Here is a 17591-nt window from a genome sequence, read left to right as displayed (position 1 = left end):
ACCGTCGGCCAGGCCGGTTGTGGCGGGGTTGTCGAGATCGTGTGCCCTAATCGGCCGATTTGGGTGGGTCTTCGCCCGGATACGCTCACCGAGGTCACATGCCGGAGGGAGCGGGGTGCCCGGGCCAGGGGAACTGCGGGTGCTGGGCCCGGTCGAAGCGATCGGCCCCACCGGGCGGGCGGAGCTGCACGGCGCCCGCCAGCGAGCCGTGCTCGGCGTTCTCGCCCTGCACGCGGGCTCGGTCGTCCCGATCCCCCGTCTGGTCGACGTGCTCTGGGGTGAAGATCCGCCGCGCACCGCGGTGAAGACCCTGCACAGTCATGTCGCCCGGATCCGGCAGGCCTTGGAGGACTGCGGTTTCGCGCCGGTCCTGCTCACCCGCAAGCCCGGGTACGTCCTGACGGTGGCACCGTCCTCTGTCGACGCTCTCCGGTTCGAAGAAGAACTTCGTGCCGCCAAGCGGAGCAATCCGGCCCAGGCGGTGGCGGCGTTGCGCGAGGCGTTACGGCTCTGGCGCGGCGGAGCCTTCGCGGACGCCGAACTCGACGGTTGGGGGCTGCGCGAGGTCGAACGGCTCCAGGAACTACGGCTGTCCGCCTGGGAAGAACTTTGGGACGCGGAGCTCAGGCTCGGCGATCACGAGGAGGTCCTCCGGGAGCTTCCGCGGCTCCGGGCCGAGCAGCCCTACCGCGAACGGCTCGCCGCGCTGCACATGCTCGCCCTGCACCGCTGCGGGAGGCATGCCGAGGCACTGGAGACCTTTCAGGCCGTGCGCCGGTGTCTGGCCGACGAGTTCGGCGTCGATCCCGGCCCGGAACTGGTCGAACTGCACGCGTCGATCCTGCGACGGGCGCCCGAACTCGACGCACCCGCACGGGGCACCGCACCCGCGCAACTCCCCGCCCGCGTCGGGCACTTCACCGGGCGGCAGCAGGAGCTCGCTTCGCTCGACGGTCTTCTCGACGAAGCCGAGCCGCCGGTCGTGGTCATCTCCGGGGCGGCGGGGATGGGTAAATCGGCGCTGGCCGTGCAGTGGGCGCATCGCATCGCCGAACGCTTCCCCGACGGGCAGCTCTTCCTCGACCTCGCCGGGCACGACCCGGCGGAAGCGGTCTCGCCGGGCGAGGCCCTCGCCCATCTTTCGCGCGGGCTCGGTCTTCCCGACGATCGGCTGCCCGACGCGACGGCCGAACGCGCGGCGCTCTACCGCTCCTTGCTGCACGGGAAGCGTTGCGTGATCGTCGCCGACAACGCGGGCGGGGTCGACCAGATCCTTCCGCTCGTCCCCGGCACGACCGAGACGATGCTGATCGTCACCAGCAGACAGACCCTCGCCGCGCTCGGCAGCAGGCACGCCGTCCGCGTGTTCGCCCTCGACGCGCTGGCCGATCCGGAATCGATGACGCTGCTCACCCGGGTCCTGGGCGCCGACCGGGTCTCGCGCGAAGCCGACCACGCCGCGCGCCTGGCCAGGCTGTGCGACGGGATGCCTCTGGCGCTGCGGATCGCCGCCGCCCGCCTGACCGGTGAGCCGGGCCGTCCGATCGCGGAGCTCACCGAGGAGCTCACCGGGGCCGGGCGGCTGGAAACCCTTGCGGTACAAGGAGATTCACGAACGGTCAAAACAGTCCTCGCGAGCGCCTACCTGCCACTGGACCAGGCTCCGGCCCGGCTGTTCCGGCTTTCCGGGCTGATCCCGGGGACGTCGTTCAGTTCGTCCCTCGCCAGCGCGCTGTGCGGGGTGCCCGCCGAAGCCGGCCGGGCCGCGGCCGCCGAGCTGGCCGCGGCGCACCTGATCACCCCGGCGGGCCCGGACCGTTATCGCCTCCACGATCTGATCCGGGAATTCGCCGTCGCGTGCGCCCACGCCGACGAAACGACGCCGGGCCGCGCGGAGGCAGCGGGGCGGCTGATCGACTGGTACCTGCACGTCGCCGCCGAAGCGAACCGGATCATCGACCCGAACCGCGATCTGGTCACCCCGGCGTTGCGCCACCCGGCACCCGAGCGGCCGTTCCCGGCGGAAAGGCGTGCGGCGCTGGCGTTCCTCGGTGCCGAGCGCGCGAATCTGCTTCCGGTGGTGCGGTTCGCGCGCGAGCACGGCCGCAACACCGCCGCCTGGCAGCTCACCTACCTGCTCACCAGTTTCTACGACACCATGGGCGGCTGGAACGAGCGGATCGGGCTTTGCCGCGAGGGGGCCGCGGCGGCCGCCGAACTCGAGGATCCGCTGGCGGAGGCGGAAATGCTGCGTGCGCTGGGTGCGGCCTACTTCATGACCCGCAGGTTGACGGACGCGCTCGAAACCAACGCCCGCGCGTTGAAGGCCGCCCGCGCGGCGGGCGACTTGGAAGGCGAAGGGCACATCTACAACAACACCGCGAACGCCTACGCCGCGCTGCGCCGGTTCGACGAGGCGATCACCGCGTACCGGCTCGCGGTGGAGCGGTGCACCTCGGCGGGCAACCGGCTCGGCCGTGCGCTGTCCCAGCGCAACCTCGGCCACGCCTACATTCGCCGCGGCCAGCCGATGGACGGGCTCAGCCCGCTGACGGCCGCGCTGGAGACGTTCCGCGAACTCGGCAACGCCCGGCTGGAAGCGGCCACTCTGGACACGCTCGGCGAGGCCTACGAGGAGCTCGGCGATCACGACGTCGCGCTGGACCATCTCGGCAAGGCGCTGGCCGCGTCCAGGGCGATCGGGGACCGGTGGCAGGAGTGGGAGTCGCTGCTGCACGCCGGCCAGGTCCACCTCGCCCGCCGGGACTTCCGGGCCGCGCGGGCCGATTTCGACCAGGCGCTGCTGATCAGCCGCGACGTCGGGAACCGGCACAGCGAGGCGGCCGCGCTCGACCGGCTCGGCCGCGCCCACCTGGGGCTCGGCGATCTGGCCGCGGCGCGGGAGAACCTCGAACGCGGCGTCGCGGTCCGGGCGGGTGTCCCGGATCCGTACGAGGAGGCTCATCTGCATCGCGACCTCGGCGATCTGGAAGCGCGGTGCGGTGACACGGCCGCCGCGGCCGCCCACTGGGCTCGAGCGATCGAGCTGTACCGGCGGGCGAACGCGACGGCCGACGCCGACCTCGTCACCCGGCGGGGCTGATCACCACGGTCGAGGTCGCGTACACGAGCCTGCCCTGCGACGGCTCGAAGAACTCGACCCGTGCCTTCCCCGTTTGCCCGGGCACGATCGTGAATTCGGCGTATCCCCTGGTCTCACCGCGTTGGAAGGTGACGACACCGTCCTTCACCGGCTCGTGGGCGGAGCCCTCGGTGCGGTAGCGGATCGTGAGCGGTCCGGAGAGCCACGGCCGGGAAAGCACGAGCGGCACCCTGCAGGTGGTGGCGCCCAGCGCGAAGTTCGGTGGGATCGACCAGCAGATCTCGCCTTCCTGGGTGGTGGCCAGTGGCGCGATCTTGACCTTGTCGTCGTCGGCCACCCAGGCGACACCGACGCTGTGCCCGACCCGCACCCCTTTCCCGCCGTACAGCTGCAGGGAGAACATTTCGTCGTTCTCCACCAGGGAATCGGCGCGGACCTTGACCGCGACCGTCTGCGCGTCCGCCCGTCCGGCCCAGGTCAGTGTGCCCGCACGCGGCAAGTAGTCGATGCTCTCCTTCGCGACGAACGCCGGATCGACCGGCGAGCCGTTGCCTTCGATCGTCCGGTATTCGACCGTGCCCTGCGGCGCGCAGCCGCCGTCGGTGAGTGAAACGGTGAAGACAAGGGTGGTGTATCCGGCGCTCGTCCCCTCGGCCTGGCTGACTCCGCTGACGTTCGCCACGGGCGCCGTGCAGGCCGCTTGCCCGCCTTCGGCCGCCGGTACGGCGAGCCCGAACGTGATCGCCAGCGCCGCCCCCAGCGCCGCGATCCGTCTCATCCTGGATCCCATCGAGCGTCCACCCCTTCCGGCGGGCCGCCCGGCCCGCTGCGACATGGGTAACCGAGCGAGGTTGTCACGAGGTTGTGGCAACCAAACATGAAAAGGATTCATGGCCATCGCCGTCCACGACGTACTACGCTTCGGTAACCAGGCGAAGAGGCGTGAGGAAGGGCAGTCGATGGGCGATGTTGCGGCACGGTTCGCCGAGATCGTCGGGGACACGAACTTGCTCTCGGGCGAGGCGATCCCCGAGGACTACGCGCACGACGAGGCTTTGACCACCACCGCGCAGCGGCCCGCCCACCTGGCGAAACCGGGAAGCGCCGAAGAGGTCGCGGAGCTGCTCAAGGCCGCGAGTGAACACGGCGTACCGGTCACCGCGAGAGGGTCGGGCACGGGGCTTTCGGGTGGCGCGCGGCCACACGAGGACGGCCTGGTGATCTCTTTCGAGCGAATGAACGCGGTACTGGAGATCGACACCGAGAACCACGTGGCCGTCGTCCAGCCCGGCGTCACACTGTCCGAATTGGACGAAAAGACCACGGAAGCCGGACTCGGCTACACCGTCTACCCCGGCGAGCTGAGCGCGAGCGTCGGCGGCAACGTCGGGACGAACGCGGGCGGTATGCGCGCGGTCAAGTACGGCGTCACGCGGCACAACGTCGTGGGCCTGCAGGCCGTGCTGCCGACCGGCGAGATCATCCGTACCGGCGGCAAGACCTCGAAGGTGTCGACCGGGTACGACCTGACCCAGCTGATCATCGGCTCCGAAGGCACCCTCGCGCTCGCGACCGAGGTCATCGTGAAGCTGTACCCGCGCCTCCCGCACGGCGCCACGGTGTTCGCCCCGTTCGAGACCTTCGACGAGGTGATGACGGTCGTCCCGAAGATCGTCGCCAGCGGGCTCGCGCCGCATATCCTCGAGTACATCGACAATCTGACGCTCGCCGCGATCAGCTACAACGAGAAGCTCAGCCTCGGCGTCCCCGACGCGATCCGCGACAAGGCGCAGGCGTATCTGGTGGTGGCACTGGAAAATCGCGACAGCGACCGGCTGCACGCCGACGTCGAAGAACTCGGCGGCCTGCTGGGTGACGTCGGTGCGATGGACGTGTACGTGCTCGAAGGCCCGTCGGCGCGCAAGCTGATCGAGGCACGCGAGAAGGCCTTCTGGACGGCCAAGGCGGCCGGCGCGGACGACGTCATCGACGTGGTCGTCCCGCGGTCCGCCATGCCCGAGTTCCTGCGCAAGGCCAGGGAAATGGCGTTGTCGCGCGAGTCGGGCGCGCTCGGCTGCGGGCACGCCGGCGACGGCAACGTCCACCTGGCCATCTTCTGCAAGGACCCGGAGAAGCGGAAGCAGTTGCTGACCGACATCTTCGCGCTCGGCATGGAACTCGGCGGCGCGATCTCCGGCGAGCACGGCCTCGGCCGGGCCAAATCCGGCTACTTCCTCGAACTGGAGGACCCGGCGAAGATCGCGCTGATGCGCCGGATCAAGGAGAGCTTCGACCCGGCCGGGATCCTCAACCCCGGCGTTCTGTTCGCTGAGAGGGCTTGAAAAGTGAGTGAGATGAACGGCGCCCAGTCCCTGATCCGCACGCTCGTCGACAGCGGTGTCGACGTGTGCTTTTCGAATCCGGGCACCTCGGAGATGCACTTCGTGGCCGCCCTCGACTCCGTGCCCGAGATGCGCGGTGTGCTCGGCCTCTTCGAAGGCGTCGTCACCGGTGCCGCGGACGGCTACGCGCGGATCGCCGACAAGCCGGCGGCCACGCTGCTGCACCTCGGTCCCGGTCTCGGCAACGGGCTGGCGAACCTGCACAACGCGCGCCGCGCGCACACCCCGATCGTCAACGTGATCGGCGACCACGCGACCTACCACAAGCAGTACGACGCCCCGCTCGAATCGGATATCGAGGCCGTCGCCGGTTCGCTCGAAGGCTGGGTCCGCCGCTCCGAGCACACGAAGGACGTCGGTGCCGACGCCGCCGCGGCGGTCGCGGCCTCCCAGGACGCCCCCGGTCAGGTGGCCACACTGATCCTCCCCGCCGACGCGTCCTGGGGTGAGGGCGGCGAGACCTGCGCGCCCATCCCGCCTCGGATCCCGCAGGTCGTCGACGCGACGACGGTGAAGAACATCGCCGAGGTGCTGTCCAGCGGTGAACCGGTCGCACTGCTCGTCGGCGGCAGCGGCTGCCGTGAGGCCGGGTTGCGCGCGACCAGCCGGATCGCGGCAGCGACCGGTGTGAAGGCGTTCGTCGAGACCTTCCCCGCCCGGCTCGAACGCGGCGAAGGCCTGCCGACGATCGAGCGGCTGGGCTACCTCGCCGAGCAGGTCGCGTACCAGCTCGACGGGATCAAGCACGTGATCGTCGCCGGCACGAAGGCGCCCGTTTCGTTCTTCGCCTACCCCGGCAAGGCGAGCGACCTGGTCCCCGAAGGCGCACAGGTCCATGTGCTGGCCGAAGTCGCGCAAGACGTGCCGCGAGCGCTGAACGACGTCGCCGAGCTGGTCGCCGCCGAGACGGAGCCGGTGTTGCAGGAGGCCTCCCGGCCCGCGCTGCCCTCCGGGCCGTTGACTCCGCAGAACTGGGTCGACGTGATCGGCGCACTGCTGCCGGAGCGCGCGATCATCGCGGACGAGGCGAACACCTCCGGTCTGCTGCTGCCCGCCGCGACCGCGGGCGCGCCGCGGCACGACGTGCTGACCTTGACCGGCGGTGCGATCGGCTATGGCATGCCAGTCGCGACCGGGGCGGCCGTCGCCGCGCCGGACCGGCCGGTCATCAACCTGCAGTCCGACGGCAGCGCGCTGTACACGATTTCGGCGCTGTGGACGCAGGCGCGGGAGAACCTCAACGTCACCACCGTCCTGCTGAACAACCGCGCGTACGCGATCCTGCGGCTGGAGTTGCAGCGGGTCGGCGCGGACGCCAACGGCCCGAAGGCGAACGAGCTGCTCGACCTTTCCCGGCCCGACATGGACTTCGTCAAGATCGCCGAAGGCATGGGCGTCCCGGCGTCCCGGGCCACGACCGCAGAAGAGCTGGCCGAGCAGTTCCAGCGCGCGCTCGCCGAACCGGGCCCGCACCTGATCGATGCGATTGTCCCGACGCTCTTCTGAGCGGAGCGTCCCTGCGTGCGATGAGTCCCTTCATCGCACGCGGGGCGCTAGCGGACCGAGGCGACCACTGATTCGGGCTGGCGTTGTTTCGGCACGAAAACGGTCAGGACGAGTCCCAGGAGCGCCGCACCGGCGGCGACCAGGAAGCTCAGCCGGAACCCCGTCGCGGACGGGACGGAAACCCCGCCGACGGTGATCGCCAGCGACGCGAGCATGGACGCCATCACCGCACTGGACGTCGACGTGCCGACGGAGCGCATCAGCGAGTTCAACCCGTTCGCGGACGCGGTTTCGGTGACCGGGACCGAACCCATGATCAGCGCCGGCATGGCCGCATAGGCGATGCCGACACCGCCACCGATGATGATCGACGCCGTGATCAGCTCGAAGGCGTTGTCCATCAACACGGTCGCGAAGGCGTATCCGGCCGCGATGGTGGTCGCGCCGACCATCAGCGTCGTACGCGGTCCGTAGCGCTCGATGAGCCGGGCCGAAACCGGCGACAGCATGAACATGACCAGGCCGTTCGGCGCGAGGCAGAGCCCGGCCTGCACCATGGTCAGGCCGAGGCCGTAGCCGGTCGACGCGGGTGCCTGCAGCAACTGCGGGAACGACAACGCCATCGAGTACAGCGCGAACCCGATCATGATCGACGCGAGGTTGGTGAACAGCACCGGCCGCCGTGCGGAGACCCGCAGGTCCACGAGCGGATCACGCCGCCGGAGCTGATAGGCGCCCCAGACCAGCAGGATCACCACCGCGCTCCCCGCGAAGGCGAGGGTGCGGCCGCTTCCCCAGCCCCATTCGCCGCCCTTGACGATCGGCAACAGCAGGCAGACCAGCCCGGCCGTCAGCCCCAGCGCGCCGAGGTAGTCGAACGGTGCCGGCGTCTTCACCGGCGACTCCGGCACCACGAAGAGGATCAGCAGGCCGCAGACGAGCCCGAGCCCCGCCGAAGCCCAGAACAGGACGTGCCAGTCGGCGTTCTGCGCGACCAGCGCGGACACCGGGAGCCCGATGGCGCCACCGACGCCGAGCGTCGAACTCATCACCGAGATCGCGGCGCCGACCCGTTCCGGCGCGAGTTCGTCGCGCATGATGCTGATGCCCAGCGGGATCGCGCCCATCGCGCAACCTTGCAGCCCTCGCCCGAGGACCATCAGCGCGAGCGAACTGGTCAGCGCGGACACCACCGAACCGGCGACCAGGAAGCCGAGGCTGATCAGCAGCAACCGGCGTTTGCCGTAGAGGTCGCCGAGCCTGCCGCTCACCGGCATCACCACGGCTCCGGCGATCAGGGTCGCCGTCACCACCCACGACGCGTCCGACGGGGGCGCGTCGAGCAGCCTGGGAAACGCCGGGATGAGCGGCACGACGAGCGTCTGCATGAACGAGGCCACCAGACCGCAGGTGGCGAGCACGACGACGAAGATCCGGGGCGAAGGTGCCCGTCCGACCGGTTTCACCATGCGCATCCCATGATCCGACCTTACACAGCACCACCCTTCCCAGTGAACGGTTGACCGACGGGATCACAGCCAGGTGCGAACCCCACCATGGCCGGAACAGGTACCGCGGCGATTCTGGCTGTAGCTATAGGAACCGTCCTCGCAGAGGGCGGTCGCTCCGTCGGCCGCGCCGGCTCCGGCCGACGGCCGGTGGACACAGACACCGTCGGTGTTGCGGTAGTAGTCGCTTCCACACTCCGCCGGGTTCGGCGCCTTCGCGGTCTGTGTGGTCTTCGGAGGTGTTTTCGCCGGTTTGGGCTCGACCTGCTTCGGCACCTCGACCGCGGCCGTGGTCGTCGGCACGAACCGCTGAGGTGCCAGAGTAGGAGTGGCCGTGTTCGTAGGCGGCGCCCCAGTGCTGGACGACGCCGGCACTGTCGACACCGTTGGCGCCGGGCTGCTTTGCGGTGTGACCCGCCCGGTGGGCACGGTCTCCACACCGCAGCCTCCGGCGACCAGAAGCCCGATCGCCAGTGCCATGCCCAGCTTCGTCGTCCTCTTCGGCATAACGACCTCCCCAGCACCGGTAGTGCCGCGTAGTCGGGAGATCGTCCGCCGTTGTTACGGCGAGGCCGGCGCCTAGTCGACCATCGCGCCGCAACTGATGTTCAACGCCGTCGCCGTCATGCTGCGCGCATGGTCCGACGCGGCGAAGGCGGCCACCCGGGCGACGTCTTCGAGCGACGCCGTCCGCCTGAGCATCGTCGCGTCGACCATGTCACGAATGGCGTCGTCGAGGCCGGCGCCCGCCGGAATCGTCTCCGGGATCCCGCCGGTGCGAAGGGTCACGACCCGGATGCCCTGTGGCCCGAGTTCGCACGCCAGCCCGCGCCGCAACGCCTCCATCGCGCTGAACGCGACCTGCAACCCGCCGAGGTGGTACCCGGGCAGCGGATCACCGTCGCCGCCGAACATCAGGATCACTCCGGCCCGCTGCCCGATCATGTGCCGGGCAGCGGCCCGCGCGGTGAGGAAGTTCGTCCGCACCGCCGTCCGGACCGGGCTTTCGAGGTCCTCCAACGACATCTCGACCAGCGGAGTGCCCTGAACGTCGTTGTGCGTGATCACGTTCATCGAGATGTCGACGCTGCCCGCCGAGGAAGCCACCGAAGCGGCATGCTCGTCGATGGCGGCTTCGTCGAGCGCGTCGAACTCCGCCGTTTCGGCTTTCCCGCCCGCCGCCCGGATTTCGTCGGCCAGCGCGTCGAGTTTCCTCAAGGTGCGACCGGTGAGATGCACTGTCGCACCCTCCCTGGCGAACCCGCGGGCCACCGCGCCGCCGATTCCGCCGGCTGCCCCGTAGATGATCGCGTTCCTGCCTTCGAGCAACATCGCTTCCTCCTACTTGCCATCCAGGGTGATGAGCCCGTCGGGTGTTCCCTCCAGGTGGACGTCGACCCACGACGAGCGCCACGAGTCGAGCTCGTGGAACCTGCGCAGTTCCGCCAAACCGCTGAGCCAGCCCATCCACATGCCGTATGGCGGCTTCTCGTCCGCGAATCCACTTTGGACGAAGGTCAGCTTCGTACCGCCATCTGAGTCCTCGAGTTCCCAGGAGGCGACGACACCGTCCTGGTAGGCGAGCGACATCTTGGAGCCGGGCACCAGATCGACGATCTTCGCCGGATCCGGGTCCTTGTCCAGCGACCCCATCGCCCAACGGCCGCCGACATGGGTCTCCGCCTCGATCCGGGCGCCGAACCAGCGGGTGAACACGTCGGGGTCGGCGATCGAGGAGTAGACCTCCCCTCGGGGCGCGTCGATCCGCACTTCTTCGCTCATCAGCGGGGAAGTGAGATCGCAGCGCGCGATGGGCGGCCGTCCTTCGACATGGTCGACGAGGTTCGCGACCGAAAGCGCCCAGAACGTGTGCATCAGGCTGAGCGACGAATACGGGTCGGCGAGCATCGTGGCGTAATCCGGCAGACCGCTCTGACTGAACGACAAGGACGTCTCGTCCCCGTCCTCCGTCAGCGCGATCTCGACGACGGTCTCCTTCCCGCCGAGGGTCCAGGCGAACCGCAGGACGTTGTCCTCGGCCAGCAGCAGCCGCTGGCGCGGGCGATCGCCTTCCGGCGTGTAGCGGCCCCAGAACTCATACCTGGACGGCAGGTCGACCTCCGCGTATTCGGAAAGCCATACGCGCAGCGCCCCTGGATCTGTCAGCGCGTGCCAGACCTTCTCGATCGGCGCGCGCAGGCGCACCTCGAACCTCGTCGGTTCAGTCACGGGCGTTTCCCTTCGGGTAACAGGCCAAGGCGAGCTTGAAGGCGTCGCCTTCCGCTCCGCCGTAGCGGGTGAACAGATCCTGCAAAGTGGTCTTCAGTTCGTCGAGGAACTCCTGACGCCGCTCCGGCTCGACCCGGATCTCGCCGGCGACACCGATCGACGGCAGTTCCGGCGCGGCCCGGTCGAGCGCGGCGACGTCCGCCTGGACCTCTTCCATGAGGTCCACCAGATAGCCCAAGCTCAGCTCGTCCCGCGCCGCCCGCGGGCCGAGCCGTCCCACCAGCCCCGGCGACAACCAGTACGACCGGGCGGTCGCCTGGTACACACCCTCACTGACGGCGCGCACCTTCCGCTCCGACACCTGCTTCACGAGACCGGCTTCCACCAGTCGCTTCACGTGGTAGTAGACCCGCTGCGGCGTCTGATCCAGCGCCGCCGCCACCTCGGTGCAGGACCGCGGCTCGGCCAGCTGCCGCAGCACGTCCACCCGCTGCGGTTTCAGCAACGCCTCCGCCTGTTCCAGCCGCTCCAGGTACTCCACGTCTCTCACGGCGCCACACCCTTGATCACAAAAATCAGTTTGAACGTAAAAATCTGTTTTGTCAATCGAGCCGGATCGCGCTACTCTCGTCGTGTGGCGATCCTGCGGCGGTACGCGGCGGACATCGCGGTCACCGCGGCGGTGATCGCGGGTTCCGTCGTGGCCTCGCTCGGGGACGGCGCGGAAGCACCGCGCAACGCGGTCGTCGGCTGGGTCTGCGTGATACTCGCCTGCGCGGCGCTGTTCCTGCGCCGCCGGTATCCGCTTCCCGTCGCGATCTTCACCGCGGCCTGCTGCGCGATCTACTACCCGCAGACCGACCCCGACGGATTCGTGCTGCTCGCGTTCGCCTTCGCGCTGTACAACACCGCCTCGACCGGGCGGATCCGCAGCGCGGCGGTCGTCGCGGCGGCCTCGATGGGCGGCGTCGCGATCGGCGAGGCGCGGGCCGGCGCCGCGCGGCAGGTGGACGACTTCGCGTTCCTGCTGATGGCGGGCTGGTTCATCGCGCTGGTCGCGGTCGGCGCGGTGACGTACTACCGCCGCGAAGCCGAACGCACGAAGGAGGCCGAGGCGCGGCGAAGGGCCACGGACGAGCGGCTCCGGATCGCGCGCGAACTGCACGACGTCCTCGGCCACAACCTGGCGCTCATCAACGTCCAGGCGGGGGCGGCCCTGCACGGCAAGGATCCGGCGAAATCCGAGGAGGCGCTGACCACGATCAAACAGACCAGCAAGGAGGCGTTGCGCGAACTCCGCGCCACCCTGGGCATGCTGCGGCAGGCGGACACCCCCAGCCTGGCCAGGGTCGCCGAGCTCGCCGAGTCGGCGGGCGCGCACGGGCTGACCGTCCGGACCGAGATCGACGGCACGGCCACGGAACTGCCGCCCGACGTCGAGCACGCCGCCTTCCGGGTCGTCCAGGAGGCGCTGACCAACGTCACGCGCCACGCCGCCGCGAACACCGTCGTGGTGCGGATCGGCTACACGCCCCATGATGTGTCCGTGCAGATCGACGACGACGGCCGGGGCGGCCCCGCGGAACCGGGCAACGGCATCCGCGGCATGACCGAACGGGCCGAGGCACTCGGCGGCGAGCTCGTCGCGGCCGCGCGCGAAGACGGCGGTTTCCGGGTGCGCGCCCGGCTTCCCCTGCGGGTGAAGAAATGATCCGGGTCCTGCTCGTCGACGACCAGCGGCTGGTCCGCGCCGGATTCAAGTCCATATTGGACGGTGAAGCGGACATCACCGTGGTCGCCGAAGCGGCCGACGGCCGCGAATCCCTCCAAGCCGCGCACGAACACCGGCCCGACGTAGTCCTGATGGACATCAGGATGCCCGGGATGGACGGGCTCACCGCGACCCGGCACCTGCTCGAAGACCCGGCGCTGACCGGGATCAAGGTCGTCATCCTGACCACCTTCGACCTGGACGAGGACGTCTACGGCGCGTTGCGCGCGGGCGCCAGCGGGTTCCTGGTCAAGGACACCGAACCGGAGGAGCTGATCCACGGCGTCCGCGTGGTCGCCAGGGGCGACGCGTTGCTCGCGCCGTCGATCACCCGCCGCCTGATCTCCGAATTCGCCTGCCGGGTGGACCGGCCCGCCCCCTCGCCCACCCTGAACCGGCTCACCGAGCGGGAACGCGAGGTGATGAGCCTGGTCGCGGCCGGCCTGTCCAACGACGAGATCGCGAAGGAACTCGTGCTCAGCCCGGCGACGGCGAAGACGCACGTCAGCCGGATCATGACCAAGGTGGACGTCCGTGATCGCGCCCAGCTCGTCGTGCTCGCCTACGAATCGGGCATGGTCACCCCTCGCTGGTTGACCCCGTGACCACAACCCCGGTAGTACGGGAGGAGCCTTAGGGGTACCCAGAAGTTGTGTCCGGAGTGCCCGCCGGAGCCCGACGATATGCGGGCCGGGAAAGCCGATGCTTTCCGCCATGGACACCATCACTCTTTCCCCGAGACAGCCGCCTGGGGGCGCGCTCTCGAAGCTGGCGGGCTGGTCGCAGCGTCATCGCTGGCTGGCCGTTTCGCTTTGGCTGCTCACCCTCGTCGGTGTCACGCTGGGCTCACAGGCCGCGGGCAGCGCGTACCACGACGACCATTCCTTGCCAGGCACCGAATCCCAGCAGATCATGGACCTGTTCAAGGCACAGGCTCCGGCGCGGACCGGCGCGACGGCCGAGATCGTCTTCAAGACCGAAGCTGGCCTCGCGACCGCACGCGGACCGATCGACCGGATGCTCGCCGAAGTCCGGAACCAGCCGCACGTGAAGGCGGTGACGAGCCCCTTCGACAGCCCGACGGCAATCTCGCGCGAGGGCACGATCGGTTACGCCGCGGTCGCCTTCGACCTCGAGTCGAAGGATCTGCCGTACGACGACATCGTGCGTGTCGTCGACACCGCGAAGAAGGCGGAGTCCGCCGGGCTCCAGGTCGAACTGGGCGGCGACCCGATCAAGCGGACCGGCGGGGGCGGCGGCCCGTCGGAAGGCGTCGGGTTGCTGGCCGCGCTCGTGATCCTCGTCTTCCTGTTCCGCTCGATCCTCGCCGCCGGGCTCCCGGTGATCACGGCCATCCTCGCCGTCGGCAGCACCCTAGGCGTGATCGTGCTCGTGAGCAGGTTCGTCGACATCGCGAGCTACACGGCACCGCTGATGATGCTGGTCGGGTTCGGCGTCGGCGTGGACTACGCGCTGCTCATCTTTTCCCGCTATCGCGGCGAAATCCTGGCCGGCCTCGACCGCGAGCAGGCGGCTCGGCGAGCGCTGGACACCGCGGGCCGATCGGTGCTGTTCGCCGGCGGCACGGTGATCATCGCGCTGCTCGGCCTGCTCGCACTGGGTCTCGGTTCGCTGCGCGGGGTCGCCCTCGCGGTGGCGTTGACCGTGCTCGTGACGATGCTCGCCTCGATCACCCTGCTGCCCGCGCTGCTGTCCCTTTTCGGCCGCCGCTTGGAAAAGGGCATCCGGAAACACGCCTCGAAACGGGAACACGGCAGGGCCTGGGGCAAGCTCGGGGACGCGGTCCAACGACGGCCGATGGTGCCGCTCGCGATCGGGCTGCTCGTCCTGATCGGTCTTTCCTTGCCGGCGCTCGGCATGCGCCTCGGATTCGCCGACTCGGGCACGGATCCGGAGACCTCGACCACCCGGCAGGCCTACGACCTGATGGCGGAGGGTTTCGGCCCCGGGTTCAGCGAGCCGTTGATCGTGGTCACCGAGAACGGCGATGGCGCCGCCCTGCGTCGGAAACTCGAAGCCACACCAGGGATCGCGGAGGTGACACCGCCGATGGGGCAGGGCGTCACGACGGTCCTCGCCTTCCCCACGTCGTCGCCGCAGGACGCGGCGACCGCCGAGCTGGTGGAACGGTTGCGGACGGAGGTGTTGCCGGGACTGCCGGGCAAGTACCTGGTCGGCGGGAGTGTCGCGGCGGCGGTGGACTTCGCGGACGCCGTCGGTGACCGGTTGCCGCTGTTCGTGCTGGTGGTCGTCGGGCTGTCGGCGTTGCTGCTGATGGTCGTGTTCCGCTCGATCCTGATCCCGCTCAAAGCGGCCTTGCTGAACCTGCTGAGCATCGGCGCCGCGCTGGGGGTGATGACGGCGGTGTTCGGCGACGGCCTGTTCGGAGCGCAGCCTGGGCCGATCGAAGCGTTCGTACCGGTGCTGATCTTCGCGATCGTGTTCGGGCTTTCCATGGACTACGAGGTGTTCCTCGTTTCCCGGATGCACGAAGAATGGCGGCGCACCGCCGACGCGCGCCACGCGGTCCGCGAAGGACTCGCCTCCACCGGCGGGGTGATCACGGCCGCGGCGGCGATCATGATCGTGGTGTTCGGGGCGTTCCTGCTCAACCCCGACCGGATGCTGGCGCAGTTCGGTCTCGGGCTGGCGGTCGCGGTGCTGGTGGACGCGTTCGTGATCCGCTGTCTCGTGGTGCCCGCGGTGATGCGGTTGCTCGGGGAACGCGCCTGGTGGCTGCCGCGATGGCTGGACCGGCGGCTGCCGCACGTGGCGCTGGAACCGTCGGCCCGCTGATACAAGGAACGGTCCTTTCCTCGCGTAATTCGCAAGGAAAGGACCGTTCCTAACACGCTAAAGCGGGTGAAGCGGCTTACTCGTAGATCTCGCCCTTCGCGGCCTTCTCGACCAGCGAAGCGGGCGGGGTGAAGTGGTCGCCGTAGCGCTCCGCCAGCTCACGAGCCCGGTCGACGAAGCCCTGCAGGCCACCCTCGTACTGGTTGATGTACTGGATGACACCACCGGTCCACGCCGGGAAACCGATGCCGAAGATCGAGCCGATGTTGGCGTCCGCGACGGTGGTGAGCACACCTTCGTCGAAGCACTTCACGGTCTCGAGCGCCTCGGCGAACAGCATGCGCTCCTTGAGGTCCTCGAAGGGAACCTCGGCGCTGCCCGACTTGAACGCGTCGCGCAGACCCGGCCAGAGACCGGTCCGCTTGCCCGACTCGTCGTAGTCGTAGAAGCCCGAGCCGGTGGAGCGGCCCTTGCGGTCGAACTCCTCCACCATCCGGTCGATGACACCCTCGGACGCGTGCGCGTTCCAGGTGCCGCCGGCGGCCTCGATCGCTTCGCGGGTCTCCTTGCGGATCTTGCGCGGCAGCGTCAGGGTCAGCTCGTCCATCAGCTGCAGCGGCGGCGCCGGGTATCCGGCCTGCGAACCGGCCTGCTCGATCGACGCCGGCTCGACACCCTCGCCCAGCGCGGCGACGGCCTCGTTGAGGAACGTGCCGATGACGCGCGAGGTGAAGAAGCCGCGGCTGTCGTTGACGACGATCGGGGTCTTCTTGATCTGCAGGGTGTAGTCGAAGACCTTCGCCAGCGTGGCGGGCGAGGTCTTCTCACCGCAGATGATCTCGACCAGCGGCATCTTGTCCACCGGCGAGAAGAAGTGGATCCCGATGAAGTCCTCGCTCCGCTGGACACCCTCGGCGAGCGCGGTGATCGGCAGCGTGGAGGTGTTGGAACCGAGCACGGCGTCGGGGTTGACGATGCCCTCGATCTCCTGGAACACCTTGTGCTTCAGCTCGACGCTCTCGAAGACGGCCTCGATCACGAAGTCGACGCCGGCGAAGTCCTCCGCCTTGTCGGTCGGCTTGATCTTGGCGAGCAGCGCGTCGGACTTCTCCTGCGTGGTCTTGCCGCGGGAGAGTGCCTTCTCCTCCAGCTTGACCGCGTAGCCCTTGCCCTTTTCCGCGCCTTCGAGGGTGACGTCCTTGAGCACGACGTCGATGCCGGCCTTCGCCGAGACGTACGCGATCGCGGCGCCCATCATGCCCGCGCCGACGACGCCGACCTTCTTGGCGGTGTACTTCTCGAAGCCCTCCGGCCGCGAGCCGCCGGAGTTGATGCTCTGCAGGTCGAAGAAGAACGCCTTCGTCATGTTCTTCGAGACCTGGCCGGTGGCGAGGCTGACGAAGTAGCGGGTCTCGACGGTGATCGCGGTGTCGAAGTCGACCTGCGAACCCTCGATGGCCGCGGCGAGGATCGCGCGCGGGGCGGGCATGTTCGCGCCCTTGATCTGCTTGCGCAGGTTCGCCGGGAACGCGGGCAGGTTCGCCGCGAAGCTCGGGTTCGACGGGGTGCCGCCCGGGATCTTGTAGCCCTTGACGTCCCACGGCTGCACGCCGCCCTCGGGGTTGGCCTTGATCCACGCCTTCGCGGCCGGGACCAGCTCCTCGACGGTGCCGACCAGCTCGTGCACGAGGCCGAGCTCCTTGGCCTTGGCCGGGCGGTGGCGCTGGCCCTGCAGCAGCACGTTCAGCAGCGCGCTCTGGATGCCCAGCAGGCGCACGGTGCGGACGATGCCACCGCCGCCGGGGAGCAGGCCGAGGGTGACCTCGGGGAGGCCGATCTGGCTGCCCTTGACGTCGGCCGCGATGCGGTGGTGCGCCGCGAGCGCGAGTTCGAGGCCGCCGCCGAGCGCGGCGCCGTTGATGGCGGCCACGACCGGCTTGCCCAGCTGCTCGAGCCGGCGCATCTGGCCCTTCATCAGGCCGCTGCTCTCGGTGATCTCGGCCGCGTTCTCCGGCTTGGCCTGGATCAGGTCGTTCAGGTCGCCGCCAGCGAAGAAGGTCTTCTTGGCCGAGGTCAGGACGACACCGGTGATGCTGTCCTTCTCCGCCTCCAGGCGGTCGACGACGACGCCGAGCGACTCGCGGAAGTCGGCGTTCATCGTGTTGGCGGACTGCTTCGGGTCGTCCAGGGTGAGCACGACGATGCCGTCGGCGTCCTGCTCCCAGCGGATGGTCTTCGCTTCAGTCATTGTCTCT

The 17591-nt window shown here is 69.3% G+C and carries 13 protein-coding genes; 6 read left to right on the top strand and 7 right to left on the bottom strand.

Annotated features, from left to right (window positions below):
- The first annotated feature begins 115 nt into the window (after positions 1-115).
- Positions 116-3103: an AfsR/SARP family transcriptional regulator gene (locus NQK81_RS32415; RefSeq protein ID WP_257484500.1), complete on the top strand. Its 2988-nt coding sequence runs from the start codon at positions 116-118 to the stop codon at positions 3101-3103.
- Here the strand turns inward: NQK81_RS32415 and NQK81_RS32410 are convergent.
- Positions 3087-3881 (bottom strand): Calx-beta domain-containing protein, encoded by a 795-nt coding sequence (locus tag NQK81_RS32410; RefSeq protein ID WP_257484499.1) that lies wholly within the window; start codon positions 3879-3881, stop codon positions 3087-3089. The two genes, NQK81_RS32415 and NQK81_RS32410, sit on opposite strands and share 17 nt — an antisense overlap.
- 181 nt (positions 3882-4062) lie before the next feature.
- On the opposite strand from NQK81_RS32410, the gene NQK81_RS32405 reads away from it, so the two are divergent.
- Together NQK81_RS32405 and NQK81_RS32400 are read left to right on the top strand one after the other, a co-directional pair.
- Positions 4063-5445 (top strand): FAD-binding oxidoreductase, encoded by a 1383-nt coding sequence (locus tag NQK81_RS32405; RefSeq protein ID WP_257489894.1) that lies wholly within the window; start codon positions 4063-4065, stop codon positions 5443-5445.
- Between the two features lie 12 nt (positions 5446-5457).
- Positions 5458-7011, top strand: coding sequence for an acetolactate synthase large subunit (locus NQK81_RS32400; RefSeq protein ID WP_257484498.1), 1554 nt, complete (start codon positions 5458-5460; stop codon positions 7009-7011).
- A 47-nt stretch (positions 7012-7058) separates the two neighbouring features.
- Here NQK81_RS32400 and NQK81_RS32395 read toward each other — a convergent pair whose 3' ends face one another.
- From NQK81_RS32395 to NQK81_RS32375, 5 genes are all read right to left on the bottom strand, one after another.
- Positions 7059-8486: an MFS transporter gene (locus NQK81_RS32395; protein ID WP_257484497.1), complete on the bottom strand. Its 1428-nt coding sequence runs from the start codon at positions 8484-8486 to the stop codon at positions 7059-7061.
- Positions 8487-8543: 57 nt separating this feature from the next.
- Positions 8544-9026 carry a DUF3761 domain-containing protein gene (locus NQK81_RS32390; protein ID WP_257484496.1) on the bottom strand — a complete coding sequence of 161 codons (483 nt, stop codon included), beginning with the start codon at positions 9024-9026 and terminating at the stop codon, positions 8544-8546.
- A gap of 72 nt (positions 9027-9098) precedes the next feature.
- Positions 9099-9851, bottom strand: coding sequence for an SDR family NAD(P)-dependent oxidoreductase (locus NQK81_RS32385; RefSeq protein WP_257484495.1), 753 nt, complete (start codon positions 9849-9851; stop codon positions 9099-9101).
- Between the two features lie 9 nt (positions 9852-9860).
- On the bottom strand, positions 9861-10748 hold the full coding sequence (locus tag NQK81_RS32380) for an SRPBCC family protein (RefSeq protein WP_257484494.1): 888 nt from the start codon (positions 10746-10748) through the stop codon (positions 9861-9863).
- Positions 10741-11298 carry an ArsR/SmtB family transcription factor gene (locus tag NQK81_RS32375; protein ID WP_257484493.1) on the bottom strand — a complete coding sequence of 186 codons (558 nt, stop codon included), beginning with the start codon at positions 11296-11298 and terminating at the stop codon, positions 10741-10743. Before NQK81_RS32375 ends, NQK81_RS32380 begins: the two co-directional genes overlap by 8 nt.
- A gap of 84 nt (positions 11299-11382) precedes the next feature.
- Between NQK81_RS32375 and NQK81_RS32370 the strand changes: the two genes are divergently transcribed.
- The 3 genes from NQK81_RS32370 to NQK81_RS32360 all read left to right on the top strand — a co-directional run bounded on the left by NQK81_RS32370 (position 11383) and on the right by NQK81_RS32360 (position 15336).
- Complete coding sequence (locus NQK81_RS32370) at positions 11383-12459, top strand: sensor histidine kinase (protein ID WP_257484492.1); 1077 nt, start codon at positions 11383-11385, stop codon at positions 12457-12459.
- Positions 12456-13124, top strand: coding sequence for a response regulator (locus NQK81_RS32365; RefSeq protein ID WP_257484491.1), 669 nt, complete (start codon positions 12456-12458; stop codon positions 13122-13124). The genes NQK81_RS32370 and NQK81_RS32365 overlap by 4 nt, the downstream gene beginning before the upstream one ends.
- Before the next feature lie 109 nt (positions 13125-13233).
- Entirely contained in the window at positions 13234-15336 is a 2103-nt protein-coding gene (locus NQK81_RS32360; RefSeq protein WP_257484490.1) for an MMPL family transporter, read from the top strand.
- 76 nt (positions 15337-15412) lie between these two features.
- Here NQK81_RS32360 and NQK81_RS32355 read toward each other — a convergent pair whose 3' ends face one another.
- The gene (locus tag NQK81_RS32355) at positions 15413-17584 is read right to left on the bottom strand and encodes a 3-hydroxyacyl-CoA dehydrogenase NAD-binding domain-containing protein (protein ID WP_257484489.1); all 2172 of its coding nucleotides are present in this window, start codon (positions 17582-17584) and stop codon (positions 15413-15415) included.
- Between the last annotated feature and the right edge of the window lie 7 nt (positions 17585-17591).

This window comes from Amycolatopsis roodepoortensis (assembly GCF_024628825.1).
Lineage (GTDB): Bacteria > Actinomycetota > Actinomycetes > Mycobacteriales > Pseudonocardiaceae > Amycolatopsis > Amycolatopsis roodepoortensis.
The sequence above is the reverse complement of the archived record's forward strand: the minus strand, read 5'-3'. Positions and strand labels throughout refer to the sequence as shown.